The organism is Bradyrhizobium sp. 186, assembly GCF_023101685.1.
In the GTDB taxonomy this organism is placed as follows: Bacteria; Pseudomonadota; Alphaproteobacteria; order Rhizobiales; family Xanthobacteraceae; genus Bradyrhizobium.
Window position 1 is genome coordinate 4,391,792 of record NZ_CP082164.1, and the last position, 15,388, is coordinate 4,407,179.

At 63.6% G+C, this 15,388-nt stretch carries 18 protein-coding genes; 10 read left to right on the top strand and 8 right to left on the bottom strand.

Annotated elements, in window-relative coordinates; all coding sequences use genetic code 11:
• The first annotated feature begins 1 nt into the window (after window position 1).
• Window positions 2–1,357: an ATP-binding protein gene (locus IVB18_RS20915; protein WP_247990847.1), complete on the top strand. Its 1,356-nt coding sequence runs from the start codon at window positions 2–4 to the stop codon at window positions 1,355–1,357.
• Window positions 1,358–1,416: 59 nt separating this feature from the next.
• Here the strand turns inward: IVB18_RS20915 and IVB18_RS20920 are convergent, their stop codons facing one another.
• The 5 genes from IVB18_RS20920 to IVB18_RS20940 all read right to left on the bottom strand — a co-directional run bounded on the left by IVB18_RS20920 (window position 1,417) and on the right by IVB18_RS20940 (window position 6,321).
• On the bottom strand, window positions 1,417–3,072 hold the full coding sequence (locus IVB18_RS20920) for a TRAP transporter large permease subunit (protein ID WP_247990848.1): 1,656 nt from the start codon (window positions 3,070–3,072) through the stop codon (window positions 1,417–1,419).
• 27 nt (window positions 3,073–3,099) lie between these two features.
• Window positions 3,100–3,681 (bottom strand): TRAP transporter small permease subunit, encoded by a 582-nt coding sequence (locus tag IVB18_RS20925; RefSeq protein ID WP_247990849.1) that lies wholly within the window; start codon window positions 3,679–3,681, stop codon window positions 3,100–3,102.
• 174 nt (window positions 3,682–3,855) lie between these two features.
• Window positions 3,856–4,884, bottom strand: coding sequence for a GTP 3',8-cyclase MoaA (moaA, locus tag IVB18_RS20930; protein WP_247990850.1), 1,029 nt, complete (start codon window positions 4,882–4,884; stop codon window positions 3,856–3,858).
• Between the two features lie 108 nt (window positions 4,885–4,992).
• Window positions 4,993–5,490 carry a hypothetical protein gene (locus IVB18_RS20935; protein WP_247990851.1) on the bottom strand — a complete coding sequence of 166 codons (498 nt, stop codon included), beginning with the start codon at window positions 5,488–5,490 and terminating at the stop codon, window positions 4,993–4,995.
• 156 nt (window positions 5,491–5,646) lie between these two features.
• Entirely contained in the window at window positions 5,647–6,321 is a 675-nt protein-coding gene (locus IVB18_RS20940; protein WP_247990852.1) for an HAD-IA family hydrolase, read from the bottom strand.
• A 151-nt stretch (window positions 6,322–6,472) separates the two neighbouring features.
• Between IVB18_RS20940 and rpiA the strand changes: the two genes are divergently transcribed.
• From rpiA to IVB18_RS20960, 4 genes are all read left to right on the top strand, one after another.
• Window positions 6,473–7,186, top strand: coding sequence for a ribose-5-phosphate isomerase RpiA (rpiA, locus tag IVB18_RS20945; RefSeq protein WP_247990853.1), 714 nt, complete (start codon window positions 6,473–6,475; stop codon window positions 7,184–7,186).
• Between the two features lie 2 nt (window positions 7,187–7,188).
• Window positions 7,189–7,707: a DUF2059 domain-containing protein gene (locus tag IVB18_RS20950; RefSeq protein WP_247990854.1), complete on the top strand. Its 519-nt coding sequence runs from the start codon at window positions 7,189–7,191 to the stop codon at window positions 7,705–7,707.
• A gap of 129 nt (window positions 7,708–7,836) precedes the next feature.
• Window positions 7,837–9,225, top strand: coding sequence for a glutathione-disulfide reductase (gor, locus tag IVB18_RS20955; RefSeq protein ID WP_247990855.1), 1,389 nt, complete (start codon window positions 7,837–7,839; stop codon window positions 9,223–9,225).
• A gap of 88 nt (window positions 9,226–9,313) precedes the next feature.
• On the top strand, window positions 9,314–9,622 hold the full coding sequence (locus IVB18_RS20960) for a hypothetical protein (protein WP_247990856.1): 309 nt from the start codon (window positions 9,314–9,316) through the stop codon (window positions 9,620–9,622).
• Window positions 9,623–9,634: 12 nt separating this feature from the next.
• Here IVB18_RS20960 and IVB18_RS20965 read toward each other — a convergent pair whose 3' ends face one another.
• The 3 genes from IVB18_RS20965 to IVB18_RS20975 all read right to left on the bottom strand — a co-directional run bounded on the left by IVB18_RS20965 (window position 9,635) and on the right by IVB18_RS20975 (window position 12,356).
• Window positions 9,635–9,820 (bottom strand): hypothetical protein, encoded by a 186-nt coding sequence (locus IVB18_RS20965; protein ID WP_247990857.1) that lies wholly within the window; start codon window positions 9,818–9,820, stop codon window positions 9,635–9,637.
• A 137-nt stretch (window positions 9,821–9,957) separates the two neighbouring features.
• Entirely contained in the window at window positions 9,958–10,554 is a 597-nt protein-coding gene (locus IVB18_RS20970) for a redoxin domain-containing protein (protein ID WP_247991690.1), read from the bottom strand.
• 41 nt (window positions 10,555–10,595) lie between these two features.
• Entirely contained in the window at window positions 10,596–12,356 is a 1,761-nt protein-coding gene (locus IVB18_RS20975; RefSeq protein WP_247990858.1) for an MOSC and FAD-binding oxidoreductase domain-containing protein, read from the bottom strand.
• A 250-nt stretch (window positions 12,357–12,606) separates the two neighbouring features.
• Here IVB18_RS20975 and IVB18_RS20980 point away from each other — a divergent pair, with 250 nt between their 5' ends.
• From IVB18_RS20980 to IVB18_RS21000, 5 genes are all read left to right on the top strand, one after another.
• Window positions 12,607–12,987 carry a nuclear transport factor 2 family protein gene (locus tag IVB18_RS20980; RefSeq protein ID WP_247990859.1) on the top strand — a complete coding sequence of 127 codons (381 nt, stop codon included), beginning with the start codon at window positions 12,607–12,609 and terminating at the stop codon, window positions 12,985–12,987.
• 296 nt (window positions 12,988–13,283) lie between these two features.
• Window positions 13,284–13,751 carry a TerB family tellurite resistance protein gene (locus IVB18_RS20985; protein WP_247990860.1) on the top strand — a complete coding sequence of 156 codons (468 nt, stop codon included), beginning with the start codon at window positions 13,284–13,286 and terminating at the stop codon, window positions 13,749–13,751.
• A gap of 2 nt (window positions 13,752–13,753) precedes the next feature.
• On the top strand, window positions 13,754–14,092 hold the full coding sequence (locus IVB18_RS20990; RefSeq protein WP_247990861.1) for a hypothetical protein: 339 nt from the start codon (window positions 13,754–13,756) through the stop codon (window positions 14,090–14,092).
• 6 nt (window positions 14,093–14,098) lie between these two features.
• Window positions 14,099–14,737, top strand: coding sequence for a TerC family protein (locus IVB18_RS20995; RefSeq protein WP_247990862.1), 639 nt, complete (start codon window positions 14,099–14,101; stop codon window positions 14,735–14,737).
• Between the two features lie 34 nt (window positions 14,738–14,771).
• A complete protein-coding gene (locus IVB18_RS21000) occupies window positions 14,772–15,356 on the top strand; it encodes a TIGR00645 family protein (protein WP_247990863.1) in 585 nt (194 codons plus the stop codon).
• Window positions 15,357–15,388 lie beyond the last annotated feature (32 nt).

Sequence of the window (15,388 nt, forward strand, 5' to 3'; positions counted from 1 at the left end):
CGTGGCCGCCGCCGCGTCCTATGGCAGGTCGCCGACCTTCAAATCGCTGATCTGGCGCATCGTGTTCATGCACCTCGTCGCGGTCGCGGTGGTCGCGATTTTCCTGCCGCTGGTGTTGTTCTGGCTGCTCAACTCGGAGGTCGACCAGCTGCATCGCGACGCCATGCGCGCGCAGGCCGAAGTGCTCGCCGAGCGCATCGTCGCGCAGCCGGACGGCACGCTGACGTTCAATCTGCCGGACAGCCTGCGAGGACTCTATTCAGATGCTTATGGCCGTTACCAGTACGACATTCGCGATGCCGAAGGCCGGCCGCTGTTCTCCTCGCACCGGCGCGCCGGCGCTGCCGCGGTGACGCCGCCATTGTCCGAGACTATTTCCGGCGCCGGCGTCACCCGGGACATCGACGGCAAGACAGTGCGCATCCAGGTCGCCGAGGATCTCGCCCATCGCGACGTCATCATCGATGACATCATCTCCAACTTCTTCCGGCGCGTGGGATGGATCACCATCCCGATCCTGCTGATCCTGCTCGCCACCGACATCATCATCTTCCGCCGCGCGATTGCGCCGCTGTGGAAGGCCTCGGAAGAGGCGAGCAATATCGGTCCGGCGCGCACCGACATCCGCCTGCCCACCGAGCAGATCCCGCGCGAGATCATGCCGCTGGTCACAGCGGTCAACCAGGCGCTCGACCGCCTGGAGGACGGCTTTCGCGTGCAGCGGCAGTTCACGGCGGACGCCGCGCATCAATTGCGCACGCCGCTCGCGATCCTGCGCACACGGGTCGAGACGCTTCATGACGGAGCCGCGCGGCAGGTGCTGCACGCCGATATCGAGGGCATGAGCCGGATCGTCGCCCAGCTCCTGGAGATCGCCGAGCTCGACACCCTGGTGCTCGATCCCGGTGAGACCGCGGATTTGCGTGCGGTCTGCGCCGAGGTGGTCGGCGCGATCGCGCCGTTCGCGCTCGCCCGGCACAAGGATATCGCGCTCAGGGGCACGGAGATGCCCGTGATGATCCACGGCAATTCCGAGATGCTCCAGCGGGCGATCTTCAACCTCGCCGAAAACGCCATCAAGTTCACCGCGAACGAGACGTCGGTCGACGTCGAGGTGCACGACGACGGCTCGGTGCGGGTGCGCGATTGCGGTCCGGGCATTGCGGAGACCGAGCGCGACTTGATTTTCCAGCGCTTCTGGCGCGGCGACCGCCGCCGCACCGACGGCGCCGGGCTCGGCCTGTCGATCGTGCGCGGCGTGGCCGAGGATCACGCGGCAACCGTTGCGGTGGAGAACCTCCCCGGCGGCGGCGCGCAGTTCACGCTGTATTTCAAGCTGTCGGACCAAGGGGCGTAATTCGCCCTCCCTTGTAGGCCCTTGGAGGGGAGGGAAGAGACCGGATCGGTGCCCGCTTGTTATTGCTTCGGCTGACCGAAATCCAGCGGCGGCAGCTCGATCTGCGGGATCTCAATCTTGATGCTGTTCGGATCGACGGTGGACTGCACGCCCTTGTAGTGCATGACCATCGACGGGAACATGATCACGAGCAGCACCATGATGACCTGGATGACCACGAACGGCACCGCGCCCCAATAGATCTGTCCCGTTGTGACCGGCTCCATGCGTTTGCCGGTGAGGCGATCGGTATAACGTTCCTTCGGCGCGACCGAGCGCAAATAGAACAGCGCAAATCCGAACGGTGGATGCATGAACGAGGTCTGCATGTTCACGCCGAGGATGACGCCGAACCAGATCAGGTCGATGCCGAGATGCTCCGCCGCGGGCCCGAGCAGCGGGATCACGATGAAAGCGAGCTCGAAGAAGTCGAGGAAGAACGCCAGCACGAAGACGAAGGCGTTGACGAAGATCAGGAAGCCGATCTGGCCGCCGGGCAGGGAGGTCAGGAGGTGCTCGACCCAGACGTGGCCGTTGACGCCGTAGAAGGTGAGCGAGAACACGCGTGCGCCGACCAGGATGAAGACGACGAAGGCGGAGAGCTTTGCGGTTGACTCGGTGGCCTGGCGAATGAGGTCCCAGTTCAGCCGTCGCTTCATGGCGCCGAGAATGAGCGCACCGGTGGCCCCCATTGCGCCGCCTTCGGTCGGGGTGGCGACGCCGATGAAGATAGTGCCCAGCACCAGGAAGATCAGGAACAGCGGCGGCACCATGACGAAGGTGGTCTGTTGCGCCATCTTCGAGAGGAAACGGAAGCCCGTCAGCTTGTCGATTCCCCAGTTCACGACGGCGACGAAGAACGCGAAGATGATGCCGAAGAACATGCTGAGCACGACGAAGTCGGCGCCGTGGGTCTCCGAATTCCGCATCACGAACCACCCGAACACGCAGCTCGCGAGGAACAGCACGCCGAGCGACTTCAGGCCGCGGTCGCCGCTCTCCTCGCGGAAGCCGATGGCTTCCTTCGGCAGGCCCGGGGCGGCGTTCGGGAAGATCAAGGTCACGAGGAACGCGTAAACCGCATAAAGACCTGCGAGCACGAGACCCGGGACGAAGGCGCCCTCATACATGTCGCCGACCGACTTGCCGAGCTGGTCGGCCATCACGATCAGGACGAGCGAGGGCGGAATGATCTGTGCCAGCGTGCCGGACGCGGCGATGATGCCCGTCGCCATGCGGCGGTCGTAGCCGTAGCGCAGCATGATCGGCAGCGAGATCAGGCCCATCGAGATCACGGAGGCCGCGACAACGCCAGTGGTCGCCGCAAGCAGGGCGCCGACGAAGACGACGGCATAGGCAAGGCCGCCGCGGATGGTCCCGAACAACTGGCCGATCGTGTCGAGCAGGTCCTCGGCCATGCCGGAGCGCTCGAGCACCAATCCCATGAAGGTGAAGAACGGAATGGCAAGCAGCGTGTCGTTGTTCATCACGCCGTAGACGCGCTCGGGCAGCGCCTGCAGGAAATCCGGATGGAATTCGCCGAGCTGGATGCCGATCACGGCAAAGAACAGGCCCACGGCGCCGAGCGAAAATGCCGCCGGATAGCCGAGCAGCAGCACGACGACGAGCGTCGCGAACATGATGGGCGCCATATTGGCGATTAGAAACGCGGTCATGACTTCCCCCTAAACCGTCGCCAACGGCTACTTCTTTTCGATCGCTTCAACGAGGTGCTCGACTTCGGCCTCCAGCGCCGAAATCTGCGACTCGTGGGGATCCGGAATCATGCCACGCATGATGGCGATCCGCTTGATCAGCTCGGAAATGCCTTGAACGAGCAGCAGCGTGAAGCCGATCATGATGAGCGATTTGGCCGGCCATTGCGGCAGGCCGCCGGCGTTGCCGGATTGCTCGTTGATCTGGAACGAGCGCAGGAAGAACGGTATTCCAGTGACGATCATGACGACGGTCAGCGGAATGAGGAAGAACAGATGACCGATCACGTCGATCACGTTGCGGGCCGTCTTCGGCAGCATGTTGTTTACGATGTCAATTCGGATGTGTTCGTTGTCGAGCAGCGTCCAGGACGAGCACAACAGGAACACAATGCTGAAAAGCACCCATTGCAGCTCGAGCCACGAGTTGGAGGACGTGTCCAACGTCTTTCGAACGATCGCATTCAGCGCCGAGATGATGACGGCGACCAGAATCAACCAAGCCAGGCGTTTGCCGGTCCAGCGTGTAAACGCGTCGATCCCGCCGCTCAACTTAAGGAGCGCTGTCAATGATAGGTCCTCCCCGATTTGCCCCGGCCGTCTTGACTGCGCCGAGTGGCGCGTTGGCTTGTCTCGCCGCGCAGGCATGAGGCAGCCGCACAAAACCAGCGGCCGCGCCGTCAGTCAATCGGAAGTTTGTTGATAGTTAAGGGGAATAGCCCGCGGAGGCGGCAGATTGAACGGCTAGCCGCCGGTCACGCTCATGTGGCGGCTGACGCTGGGGCGATCGTGGCGGCGGTCGATGATGAAGTCGTGGCCCTTGGGCTTCAGCCCGATGGCACGGTCGATCGCATCCGCAAGCAGCGCATCCTCGCTCGATGCACGCAGAGGTTTGCGCAAATCGGAGGCATCCTCGTGGCCGAGGCAGGTGTGCAGCGTTCCCGTGCAGGTGATGCGCACCCGATTGCAGGATTCGCAGAAATTGTGGGTCATTGGCGTGATGAAGCCGAGCTTGCCGCCGGTCTCGGCGACGCTGACATAGCGCGCCGGCCCGCCGGTGCTCTCGGCTAAATCCGTCAACGTGAATTGCTGGGCGAGCCGCGCCCGCACCAGCGACAGCGGCAGGTACTGGTCGATGCGCCCGGAGCCGATCTCGCCCATCGGCATCACCTCGATCAGCGTCAGCCCCATGCCCTTGCCATGGGCCCAGCGCATCAGCTCGGGAAGCTCGTCCTCGTTGAGGTTCTTCAGCGCCACGGCGTTGATCTTCACGGCAAGTCCCGCGGCGCGCGCCGCCTCGATGCCCTCCAAAACCTTGTCCATCTCGCCCCAGCGGGTGATCTCGCGAAACTTTTGCGAATCGAGCGTGTCGAGCGAGATGTTGATGCGGCGGACACCGCAATCGGCGAGTTCCCGGGCGTATTTCGCAAGCTGGGTGCCGTTGGTGGTCAGCGTCAGCTCGCCCAATGCGCCGCTCGCGAGGTGACGCGACAGCGAACGCACCAGCGTCATCACGTTGCGGCGGACCAGCGGCTCGCCGCCGGTGAGTCGCAGCTTCTTCACGCCCTTGGCGATGAAGGCCGAGCAGAGCCGATCGAGCTCCTCCAGCGTCAAGAGGTCGGCCTTGGGCAGGAACGTCATGTCTTCCGACATGCAGTAGAAGCAGCGCAGGTCGCAGCGGTCGGTGACGGAGACGCGCAAATAGCTGATGGTCCGCCCGAACGGGTCGGTCATGGGGCTCGACAGCTGGGCTAGGGCGGAGGATCCGTTCATACGAGAGGCCTTGTCACTAACGGCGACGGGCGCACCTTTGCGTCAGCGGTGCTCTGGAAGCAATCTAAGCATCAGACGTGGCAAGGACAATCGTGCGCCGTACAGAGTTCAACGCTTGCCCGCGTTCGGATCGGGGAACGGCGAACCCGAGGCAGGCGTGGCGGCGGTCGGTGCGGCTGCTGCGGGTGTGGCTGCGGCCGGTTTCGGCTTCTTCGGCCGGTGCGGTCTCCTCACCGGCTTGGGTGGGGTGGCCGGCTGAAGCTCGGCGAACACTGGGTTCGGATCGGTGGTGACGGAGGCGGGCGTGGTGAAATCGCCGGGATTCTTGATCACGTTCACCGGCACGCTCGCCGGCTGGAACTTGTTCAGGGCGTAGCTGACCGTGAAAGGGCCGTCAGGGGCGGGAACCGAGACGGAGCAGGGCGTCTTGCAGCCCGGCCCGAGCGAGGTTTTGGCGTCAGCACCCGGAGGACTGGATTCAAGCTGGACCTGGACGGTCGGCGGGGCCGATTTGAACATGTCCCAGGAGACCGAGGAGCAGCCGCCAAGACTCATTCCGGCAAAAAGGCTCGCTGCCGCTAACGCAATCGCGATGACACGACGCATGACCATCCACTTTTACTGCGACGAACCGCCACATCCCCGCCAGCGACCTTAGAGGTGTCGTTCCGGCCACGCAACCGGCGGGGTGCGCATAGTTAATAGTTGGCTAATGCGGGATATCTTGGGATTTTGTAGGGATTTCAGTGCCTTGCCGAGTCACTAGGCCGTCATCAGGCTGCTGGCGGCAGCCGGCAGGTCGCGCATGTGATGGATCAGCCGGTCCGGCTTGAGCTCGGCGATCGGCACGTCCGTGTAGCCGAAGCTGACCCCGATCACAGGCACCCCGGCCCGCCGGGCCACCCCGACATCGGGTCCGGCATCGCCGACCATGATGCTGGCCGCAAGCTGCCCGCCGGCCCGGGCTACGGTCTCACGCAGGATGGTCGGGTCGGGCTTTTGGACGCCAAAGGTGTCGGCGCCGCAGATCGCGGCGAACCAGGGGCTCAGGCCGAGCTGGTCCAACAGCCGCTTCGACAGCCATTCCAGCTTGTTGGTGCAGACCGCAAGCCGGTGGCCTTGCGCCGCAAAATGGTCGAGCGCCGCCTCGAGCCCCTCGAAGGGCCGGGATTCGACGGCGATATGGTCGGCATAATAGGCGATGAAATCCGCCGTCATCCGGTTCATGTCCTCGACGCTGACGGTGCGGCCCTCGGCCTCCAGGCCCCGCTCGATCAGCTTGCGGGCGCCGGCACCGATCATGTTGCGGGCTGACTGCATCGGCAAGGGCGGCAGGCCTTCGCGGTCGAGCACGTGGTTCAGCGCGCTGATCAGGTCGGGCGCCGTATCCACAAGCGTGCCGTCGAGATCGAAAACGATCGTATGAGGGGAGGTCATGTGGAAAGCGCTATCGGTCCAGCCGTATCGGCGCAAGGGGCGAGGCCATAAGATCAGCTTATAGGCCTGTTCCGGCGGGGAAAACGAGGCTACATAGGCCGCCGCAAGCGAGCACTATCGGCGGCACAGTTAGATCAGAGGCGGGCGCAATTTGAACATGGACCAGTTGAAGCGAGAGGCTGCGGCGCGCGCGCTCGAGGAGGTGCGTGACGGCATGCAGCTCGGGCTCGGCACCGGCTCGACCGCAAAGCATTTCGTCGAGCTGCTCGGCGAGCGCGTACGCGCCGGGCTCAAGGTGATCGGCGTGCCGACCTCCGAGGCCACGCGTGCCGACGCCGAGCGCTGCGGCGTGCCGCTGACCACGCTCGATGAGATCGAGCATCTCGACCTGACCATCGACGGCGCCGACGAGATCGATCCCGCGCTCAATCTGATCAAGGGCGGCGGCGGCGCGCTTCTGCGCGAGAAGATCGTTGCGGCCGCCTCGGATCGCATGATCGTGATTGCCGACGACACCAAATGGGTGCCGGCGCTCGGCCGCTTTCCGCTGCCGGTCGAGGTCATCCCGTTCGGGCTCGGCGCAACCCGGCGGGCGATCGAGAAGGCATTTGCGGAATGCGGCGTTTCCGGGCAAATGGCGGTCCGCAAGAGCAAAGATGGCCACGTTTTCGTCACCGATGGCGGCCACTGGATCGTCGATGCCCAGCTCGGACGGATTGAGGATCCGGCTCATCTCGCCACGGCGTTGAGCGCGATCCCCGGCGTCGTCGAGCATGGTCTGTTCATCGGCTTGGCCAGCTCGGCTGTTTTGGCGGGTGGCGAGGGAATCCGCGTGATTGAACGGCGAAAGCCGAAAGGAGACTAGGAATGAAGAGTGTTTTGAAATTCTTGCCGGCCGCGACCCTCGCTGTGGCACTGGCCGTTTGCGCCGCCCCGGCCGTGGCCCAGCAGCCGCCCCCGTCGAAATCCTCGCCGGCGGCCATCGCGGCGGCCAAGGAGATCCTGACGATCAAGAACGCCAGTGCGATGTACGCCAACGCCGTGCCCGGCCTGGTCGAGAAGACCAAGATCGCGCTGATCCAGCAGAACCTCAACTACCAGAAGGATCTCAACGAGGTCGCCGGGGTCGTCAACCAGCAGCTTACCGGCCGCGAGAAGGAGATCGGCGAAGGCATGGCGCAGGTCTATGCCAGCGAGTTCACCGAGCAGGAGCTGAAGGACCTCGTCACCTTCTACAAGTCGCCGCTCGGCAAGAAGCTGATCGAGGCCGAGCCCCGCGCCATCGGGCTGAGCATGGCCTTCATGAACTCCTGGGCCCAGAACTTCTCCGAGACGGTGATGGGTGCCTTCCGCGCCGAGATGCGCAAGCGTGGCAAGGAGATCTGACAGAGCCTATCTGATCAGAAATCCCTAAAGCGCGTCATCGCGCTTTAGGTTGTTATTTGAGCATGATCTTTTCGGAAAACCGCTCCACACTTTTCCGGATCAAGCTCTAGCTAGAGGTCGGAGTGGACAATGGCTGAATTCGACGTCGACCTCTTTGTCATCGGTGGCGGTTCAGGCGGTGTGCGCGCCGCCCGCATCGCGGCCGGATACGGCGCCCGCGTGATGATCGCGGAAGAGTACCGTATGGGCGGCACCTGCGTGATCCGCGGCTGCGTGCCGAAGAAGCTGCTCGTGATCGGCTCGCACGTCCGTCACGAGATCGAGGACGCCGCGGGCTTCGGCTGGACCATTCCGTCCATAAGCTTCGACTGGCCGACGCTGATCGCCAACAAGGACAAGGAGATCGCGCGGCTGGAGGCGGCCTACACGACAAACGTCGAGAAGTCGGGCGGGCAGATCGTCAAGAGCCGCGCGGTGATCGAGGACAAGCACACCGTCCGCCTGCTCGAGAACGACAGGAGGATCACGGCAAAGTACATCCTGGTCGCAACCGGCGGCGCGCCCAATCACGGCGCCATGATCCCCGGTATCGAGCACGTGATCTCCTCCAACGAGGCGTTTCACCTGAAGACGCAGCCGAAGCGGATCGTGATCCAGGGCGGCGGCTACATTGCGCTGGAATTCGCCGGCATCTTTGCCGGCTTCGGCTCCGACGTCACCGTGATCTATCGCGGCGACAACATCTTGCGCGGCTTTGACGAGGATGTCCGCGCTCATGTCCGCGCCGAGATGGAGAAGCAGGGCATCACCATTCTCACCGGCTGCACGGTGAGCAAGGTCGATCGCCATGGCGAGGAATTCACAACACATCTGTCGAACGGCTCGAGCGTCGCCTCCGAGCAGGTGATGTTCGCGATCGGCCGCCATCCCGCCGTCGCCAATCTCGGCCTGGAAAAGGCCGGCGTCGCCATCAATCCGAACAACGGCGGCATCGCGGTCGACCATTTCTCCAAGAGCTCGGTCGACAACATCTACGCCATCGGCGACGTCACCCATCGCCACAATCTGACGCCGGTCGCGATCCGCGAGGGCCACGCCTTCGCCGACACCGTGTTCGGCAAGCGCGAGGTGAGGGTGGATCATTCCACCATCCCGACTGCCGTGTTCTCGCAGCCGGAGATCGGCACCGTCGGTCTCACCGAGACCGAGGCGCGCGCCCAATATGGCCACGTCGACATCTACAAGACGACGTTTCGCCCGATCAAGGCGACGATGTCCGGCCGCGACACCCGCGTGCTGATAAAGCTCGTCGTCGACGGCGCCTCCGATCGCGTGCTCGGCTGCCACATCGTCGGCGATGCCGCCGCCGAGATCACCCAGGCGGTCGCGATCGCGGTGAAGATGAAGGCGACCAAGGCCGACTTCGACGCCACCTTCGCGCTGCACCCGACCGCCGCCGAAGAGCTCGTCACCATGCGCACCCCGACCGCGCGCCACGTGCGGCAGGCAGCGGAGTAGGGTTCAGTTTCCGGGCCTGGACGTCCTCCAGGCCCTTGACGGTTTGTTCATGATTTGTTCTTATGCTGCAACCGTGATGGAGGCAGCTATGGACAACCGTATCAACGAAATCCGCAGAACCATTAGGGCGCTCCGCGTCAGCATGCTCGAGGCTGAGGCGATCGTGCGTGAACAGATCAATCGGGACGAGGACTGTAGCTTCGTGGCGCAGGAAATCCTCAAGATGCGTTCGGTCATGAGCCTGCTCGTCAGGGAGCGAACCACGCTCGGCGATGACGAGCCGATCCTGGTGAACAGCTTCTTCATCCCGCGGCGCCGTCCGTCACGAACGCCGGTGGCTGCTCGCCCCCTGAAGTACCGTCTTGTTTCCCCGCAGAGCCTGGCGGCGAGGATCTGACGCGGAGAGAGCTCATTCGAAGGGGTGACGGGCAATCGGCTCAGGCTTGCCCGTCGGACTGTCCGCCCACTTCGCCATGTCCATCGTTCGCGCGTCAACGCCCTCGCACCAGAAGCAGCTGAGCTGCGCGCGGCCGTTCTCGGACAGGATGGGGACGAGGCCCTGGCCGCAGCCGGCGCAACAGGTAATGTGGTTCATGCGGTCCTCGACGACACCGAATTCAGGAACGACATTTTCATTCCCCAAGCTTGCGCGGGCGCTATGACGGTGCCGCCATAGGCGGTTCGAGCTGCGTTCCCGACACGGATCGTGCCGAGTGCGTCTCGTGCGTGCTTCTAGTCCTGTTCGCCAAGGATTTGGATTTGAGCCTTGCCATACGGATAAAAATGCTCCTTGCGGCCCTGCTGCCAGAGAGTTTTCAGTCCGGGCGCTGTGATGTCCCAATCCGGACGGCATTTCCTGCTTACGGCTCGGAGATCTTGCCGGAGCTCTTCGACGGTCGGACGTCCGAAGAACCAGTAGCCATTGTAGACCTTGTGAACGACAAGGCGGGGCTCCAGCACAATGACGTGCGGAATCATCGGATTGTGGATGGGATCAGTATACTCGGCGATGTCGAGATCCTTCTGAATGATGCGCCGCGGATCGGAGAGAAAAGGCCAGTGAGCGCCCACGCCGCTGCGGTATTCGCTGGTCTGGCTGATGGTGTCGGTCGTGATCGTGACCATCCGGCAGTAGCCCACCTCCATCTCCCGGTGCAGTTGCAGCAGCCCTTCGGCCTGACGTCGATCCTTCGGACAAAAGCCGCCACGGCCAAGGACAAGCACCATCGGATCGTCACCCTGCAACTCGGACAGCTTTCGATGCTTGCCAGTGTGGTCGCTGAGCTCGTAATCCGGAAAGGTGACTCCCTCCATGATGTCTGGTCGCATTTCAATCTCTCCACGGTTTGGTGCAGTTGCGTCGGCGCCGATCAAAGATCGACCACGATGTCGCCCTCGGGTCGTGAGCAGCAGATCAGGACATTGCCGTCCGCCGGCGCGTCGATCGGGTCCGGACGATAGCTGACCGTTCCCGCCACGAGCCCGGTCTCGCAGTTGTGGCAGACCCCCGTTCGACACGACCAACGTACGGGTATGTCGCAAGCTTCGGCCAATTCCAGCAAACTTCCGTATGATCGCGACCAGCGAACATTGAGACCGCTACGGGCGAACGAGACGTTCGGTCCCGGGCCGGGAGGCCCGACCGGCAGATGCGGGGGCATCTGCGGCGATCGCGCAATGCCAGGCGTCAGGGACGGCCTGGCGCCGAACAACTCGGTATGGATGCGATCCGCCGTTACGCCTGAGGTCGCAAGGCCGGAGGTCAGATCGCTCATGAAGCTTGCCGGTCCGCAGATATAGAAGTCACTGTCGTGCGGTATGTCGAGAGCTTGGAGCACTCGGATATCGAGATGGCCAGCCGTATCGAAATCCACATTGGGCCGATCGCCGGGGGCGGGCGCGCTGTAGCAGATGTGGCTGTGATGGTGAGCTAGCGCATCCAGCAGTCCGCGCGCCTCCGTCGCAAACGGATGTTCGCGGCCGTTACGGATCCCGTGCAGCCACCAGATGTCCCGCGTCGATGCCTCCGCCGCCAGCGCGTGAAGCATCGCGAGCACCGGCGTCACGCCGATCCCGGCGCTCAGCAGCACGACAGGCCGCTCGCCTTGTCGCAGTGTGAAACCTCCGCGCGGCGCACTCGCGTGTACCACGTCGCCGGCCTTCAGCTCTTCGGCGATATAGGCGCTGGCCACGCCGTGTGCTTCCTGCTTGACGCTGAGACGATAGCACGCAGTGCTGGGCTCTCCCGACAACGAATAGCTTCGCATCAGCGCGGGTGCGGCAGCCGGCCCCAACTGCAACACGACGAACTGCCCGGGGAGGGCGGCGGCAACAGGCTGTCCGTCGGTCGGCTCGAGCACGAGCGAGGTCACGTTGTCGCTTTCGCGCACCTTGCGCGATACGCGAAACGCGCGGAATCCACGCCAGGCCGGAGGTGGTCCGGACGCTGCGACAAGTCCCGGGTTTCCCGTTGTCGCACCGTCCCTACGCTGCTGCGCCAGCAGCGCCTCGAAGGAATGACGCCAACCGCTGCTCAGCGCCGGAATACGCAGCGCGTGCTCCAGGCGATCGCGGGGATGACCCGGCGCGTACAACAGCGCGTTGATCTCGAACACGCTCATTTGCTCGGGCCCCGCCGCTTCTTGCGTGATCTCGTCGCCGGCCTCTGCTTGGCCTTCCTCGATCACACGAAAATAGAAGCCGGGTCTGCCGTGCTTCACGAGCAGCGCGGCCATTTCCGGCTCGTTCAAGCGAATGCCGAGGCGGTAACAGGTCACGCGTGGCTGCGTCACCTCGAGCAGGGCACTTCCGATCCGGTAGCGGTCCCCGATGCACACCTCCGCGTCGGCCAGGCCATCGACCGTGAAGTTTTCGCCAAATTGCCCGTAAGCAAGGTCCGTTCGACCCAGTTGGTCCTGCCAGTACCGGTAGGAATCGTCCTGATAGACGAAGACGGCGCGGTGTTCGCCGCCGTGGCCCGCCACATCGCCCTGTCCGTCGCCGTCGACGTTCAGTCGGCGCACCATGCGCGGGCCATCAACCGGCGCTTTCCAGATGCCCGTATGTACGGTTCTGCCTTGCCAGGCGACGTCGCGCGGCAAGCCGACATTGAGCGAAAGCAGACGGGCCATCATTTTTCCCCGGCGATGATCGCGCGAATTGCAAGCCGTTGTCGCGAGCGACCTGCGCGTCGATCGTCGCCCGCAGCCTAATCACCGTATTGTTAGCTCGTTAGCCGTTGTTAGACGTTGCTAGGGCAGCCTTGCCGCTGGAGTTCTGCGCCATCAGATGAACGCCGCAGGGTATATTTTCATTCCCGGGAGCGTCGGTTTCAACGGAGTTCCGCGGTCGAGATGCGAGAAGCCAGGATCGGAGATCGAGATGGACGATCAAGCCAAATTGGCGGCGCTTAGGCGTCATTGGGATGCCTCGGACGCAAATGATTTCGAGGTGGAGCACGACATCTATCAAGACGATGCGGTGCTCGATTATCCGCAGTCTGGCGAGCGGATTCATGGCCGACGCAACATCCAGGAAAGTCGTGCCGTGCAGCCAAGCAAGAAGCGCTTTGCGGTACGGCGCATGATCGGCAGTGGCGATCTCTGGGTTACCGAACTCGTCCTGACTTATGACGGCGTGCCGTCTTACGTCGTGAGCATCATGGAATTCCGCGAAGGACTGGTCGCCCACGAAACGCAATATTTCGGCGACCGGTTCGATCCGGGGCGTTCGCGTGCGCATCTGGTTGAGCGGGTGGGCTGAACGCCGTCGGTCGAAACAACGAAGTTGAAGGATACATCAACACGGAACCGATGCGGCGGCTGGTCGCACTGTGGCCGCCTTGATTCCGACAGACCCGTCTTTATCTCTGGAGAGAACAAGAATCCGGGCCCCTCTGGCGAGGACGCCGACGATGTCGGCAAACCTCGTGATGTCGGATGACCTGTCCCGCGCGAATGCGATGGATCGGCCGATCGTCGGGTCTTATCTGTTCTCTCCGACTTAATCGTCCCCATCGCAGCTCCGCGCGGCCATTTGCGCAATGTAAGGGAGCAACGATGTCTGACGCCAACCATTCAAACCCGATCGAGATCACCGAACCGTCCAGCCTCAACGAGCAGGCTGCGGTGGCGCTTGTGATCGCCGGTGCGCTCGTTGCGGTCGCCGACCGCCGGGTCTCGCCGGTCGAGCGCGACGAGGTGGTCCGCTTCATCAGGGATCGCAAGCTGGCGCCGCACGTCACCGACGACCGGCTGTTCGCAATATTTGATGAACTGGCGGAACGGCTCGAGGAGCCGGACTTTGCAAATGTGGTGATCGATACGCTGCGTCCGGTCTCGGACCTGCCGCTATCGACTCACCTGATGGACCTGTCGGAGCGCGTCGCCGCCGCGGACGAGGATGTGCATCCTCACGAAGTGCAGGCGATCAAGCTGTTGCGCCTGCTGACGCTGGTGTTACCGCGCGCCAAGCAGGTCGGCCCCAATGTCGCGCGCGCCGAACAGCGTGCAGCCTTCGCGGAGTGAGTATGAGTGCAGCTTCAGACGAGCGAAACACGGCCAGCAGCTCCGCCGGCGGCGACGCGCGCCTCGATGCGCTCGTTCATCGGCTGCCGCCCCGTCTCGCCGAGACCGTCACTTATCTGCTGAAACCATCCAGCCGCTGGGTCCGGATTCCCTCCGGCGCGCTGTTCATCGTCGGCGGCGTACTGTCCTTCCTGCCGGTGCTCGGCATCTGGATGCTGCCGCTGGGTCTGGCGCTACTCGCCGAGGACGTGCCTGCGCTGCGCTCGTCCCGTTCAAAGGTCTTCGACTGGATCGAGCGGCGCAAGCCGCATTGGCTTGATCCGTCCGCACCCCAAAAATGATCAGTCATGACTGAATTCATCACCGCAGAGGCGCTGTCCGCGCTACTCCAAGTCGTCCTGATCGACCTCGTGCTCGCCGGCGACAACGCCGTCGTCATCGGCCTTGCCGCCGCCGGCCTGCCCGCCGAGCAGCGCCGACGCACCATCGTGGTCGGTATCGTTGCCGCCACTGCGCTCCGCATCGTCTTTGCCGGGATCGCGACCCAGCTCTTGCAGGTGATCGGCCTGCTGCTCGCGGGCGGCGTGCTGCTGTTGTGGGTGTGCTGGAAGATGTGGCGCGAGCTGCGCGAGCGGGCCGCGCACACGCGCGAGATCGCGTTCAGCCATGGCGGCAGCGCAAGCGCTGCGCCAGCGCCGCGCAAAACCTTTGGCCAGGCGGCGGCGCAGATCGTCGCTGCCGACGTCTCGATGTCGCTCGACAATGTGCTCGCGGTCGCAGGCGCGGCGCGCGAGCATCCCTACATCCTCGCCTTCGGCCTGCTGCTGTCGGTCGCGCTGATGGGCGTTGCTGCCGATCTGCTCGGCCGCGTGCTCCAGAAGCAGCGCTGGATCGCCTATGTCGGCCTCGCCATCATCGTTTACGTCGCCTTCGAGATGATCTATCGCGGCTCGCTCGAGCTTGCGCCGGTCATCGCCAGTCTCTGACCCGACGCTTCTAGTCCGCAATCCGGAGTGATCAATGACGTCTGAACCCAAAGCACCTTCGGCGCTCTCCGCGCCGGAGCCGCAGATCGGGCCGTTTGCCCAACTCATCTTCGGCTCTCGTTGGCTGCAAGTGCCGCTCTATGTCGGCCTCATCATCGCGCAGGCCGTCTATGTGCTGCTGTTCCTGAAAGAGCTCTGGCAGCTGGTCTTGCACTCGTTCGACGCCAGCGAGCAGCAAATCATGCTGATCGTGCTCGGGCTGATCGACGTCGTGATGATCTCGAACCTGCTGGTCATGGTGATCGTCGGCGGCTACGAGACCTTCGTTTCGCGCCTGAACCTAAGCGGCCATCCGGACGAGCCGGAATGGCTGAGCCACGTCAATGCCAGCGTGCTCAAGATCAAGCTCGCGATGGCGATCATCGGCATCTCCTCGATCTCGTTGCTCAGGACCTTCATCGAGGCGGGCAATCTCGGCACCACGCGCAGCAATTTTACCGAGACCGGCGTGATGTGGCAGGTGCTGATCCACCTGACCTTCATCATCTCCGCGGTCGGCATCGCCTGGGTCGACCGTCTCAGCGAGAGCGGGCAGCGCAAGGAGGCCCGTCACGGTTGAGCGGTGCGGTCCGGCCTCTCAGACGTCAACGG

What these genes read in the sequence shown, in the direction of transcription:
- IVB18_RS20950 (WP_247990854.1), top strand. Translation starts at nt 7,189, where the DNA reads ATGAAGAGTGTTTTGAAATTCTTGCCGGCCGCGACCCTCGCTGTGGCA.
- IVB18_RS20995 (WP_247990862.1), top strand. Translation starts at nt 14,099, where the DNA reads ATGACTGAATTCATCACCGCAGAGGCGCTGTCCGCGCTACTCCAAGTC.
- moaA (WP_247990850.1), bottom strand. Translation starts at nt 4,884, where the DNA reads ATGAACGGATCCTCCGCCCTAGCCCAGCTGTCGAGCCCCATGACCGAC.
- gor (WP_247990855.1), top strand. Translation starts at nt 7,837, where the DNA reads ATGGCTGAATTCGACGTCGACCTCTTTGTCATCGGTGGCGGTTCAGGC.
- IVB18_RS20990 (WP_247990861.1), top strand. Translation starts at nt 13,754, where the DNA reads ATGAGTGCAGCTTCAGACGAGCGAAACACGGCCAGCAGCTCCGCCGGC.
- IVB18_RS20980 (WP_247990859.1), top strand. Translation starts at nt 12,607, where the DNA reads ATGGACGATCAAGCCAAATTGGCGGCGCTTAGGCGTCATTGGGATGCC.
- IVB18_RS21000 (WP_247990863.1), top strand. Translation starts at nt 14,772, where the DNA reads ATGACGTCTGAACCCAAAGCACCTTCGGCGCTCTCCGCGCCGGAGCCG.
- IVB18_RS20960 (WP_247990856.1), top strand. Translation starts at nt 9,314, where the DNA reads ATGGACAACCGTATCAACGAAATCCGCAGAACCATTAGGGCGCTCCGC.
- IVB18_RS20935 (WP_247990851.1), bottom strand. Translation starts at nt 5,490, where the DNA reads ATGCGTCGTGTCATCGCGATTGCGTTAGCGGCAGCGAGCCTTTTTGCC.
- IVB18_RS20985 (WP_247990860.1), top strand. Translation starts at nt 13,284, where the DNA reads ATGTCTGACGCCAACCATTCAAACCCGATCGAGATCACCGAACCGTCC.
- IVB18_RS20940 (WP_247990852.1), bottom strand. Translation starts at nt 6,321, where the DNA reads ATGACCTCCCCTCATACGATCGTTTTCGATCTCGACGGCACGCTTGTG.
- IVB18_RS20970 (WP_247991690.1), bottom strand. Translation starts at nt 10,554, where the DNA reads ATGCGACCAGACATCATGGAGGGAGTCACCTTTCCGGATTACGAGCTC.
- IVB18_RS20965 (WP_247990857.1), bottom strand. Translation starts at nt 9,820, where the DNA reads ATGAACCACATTACCTGTTGCGCCGGCTGCGGCCAGGGCCTCGTCCCC.
- IVB18_RS20975 (WP_247990858.1), bottom strand. Translation starts at nt 12,356, where the DNA reads ATGGCCCGTCTGCTTTCGCTCAATGTCGGCTTGCCGCGCGACGTCGCC.
- IVB18_RS20920 (WP_247990848.1), bottom strand. Translation starts at nt 3,072, where the DNA reads ATGACCGCGTTTCTAATCGCCAATATGGCGCCCATCATGTTCGCGACG.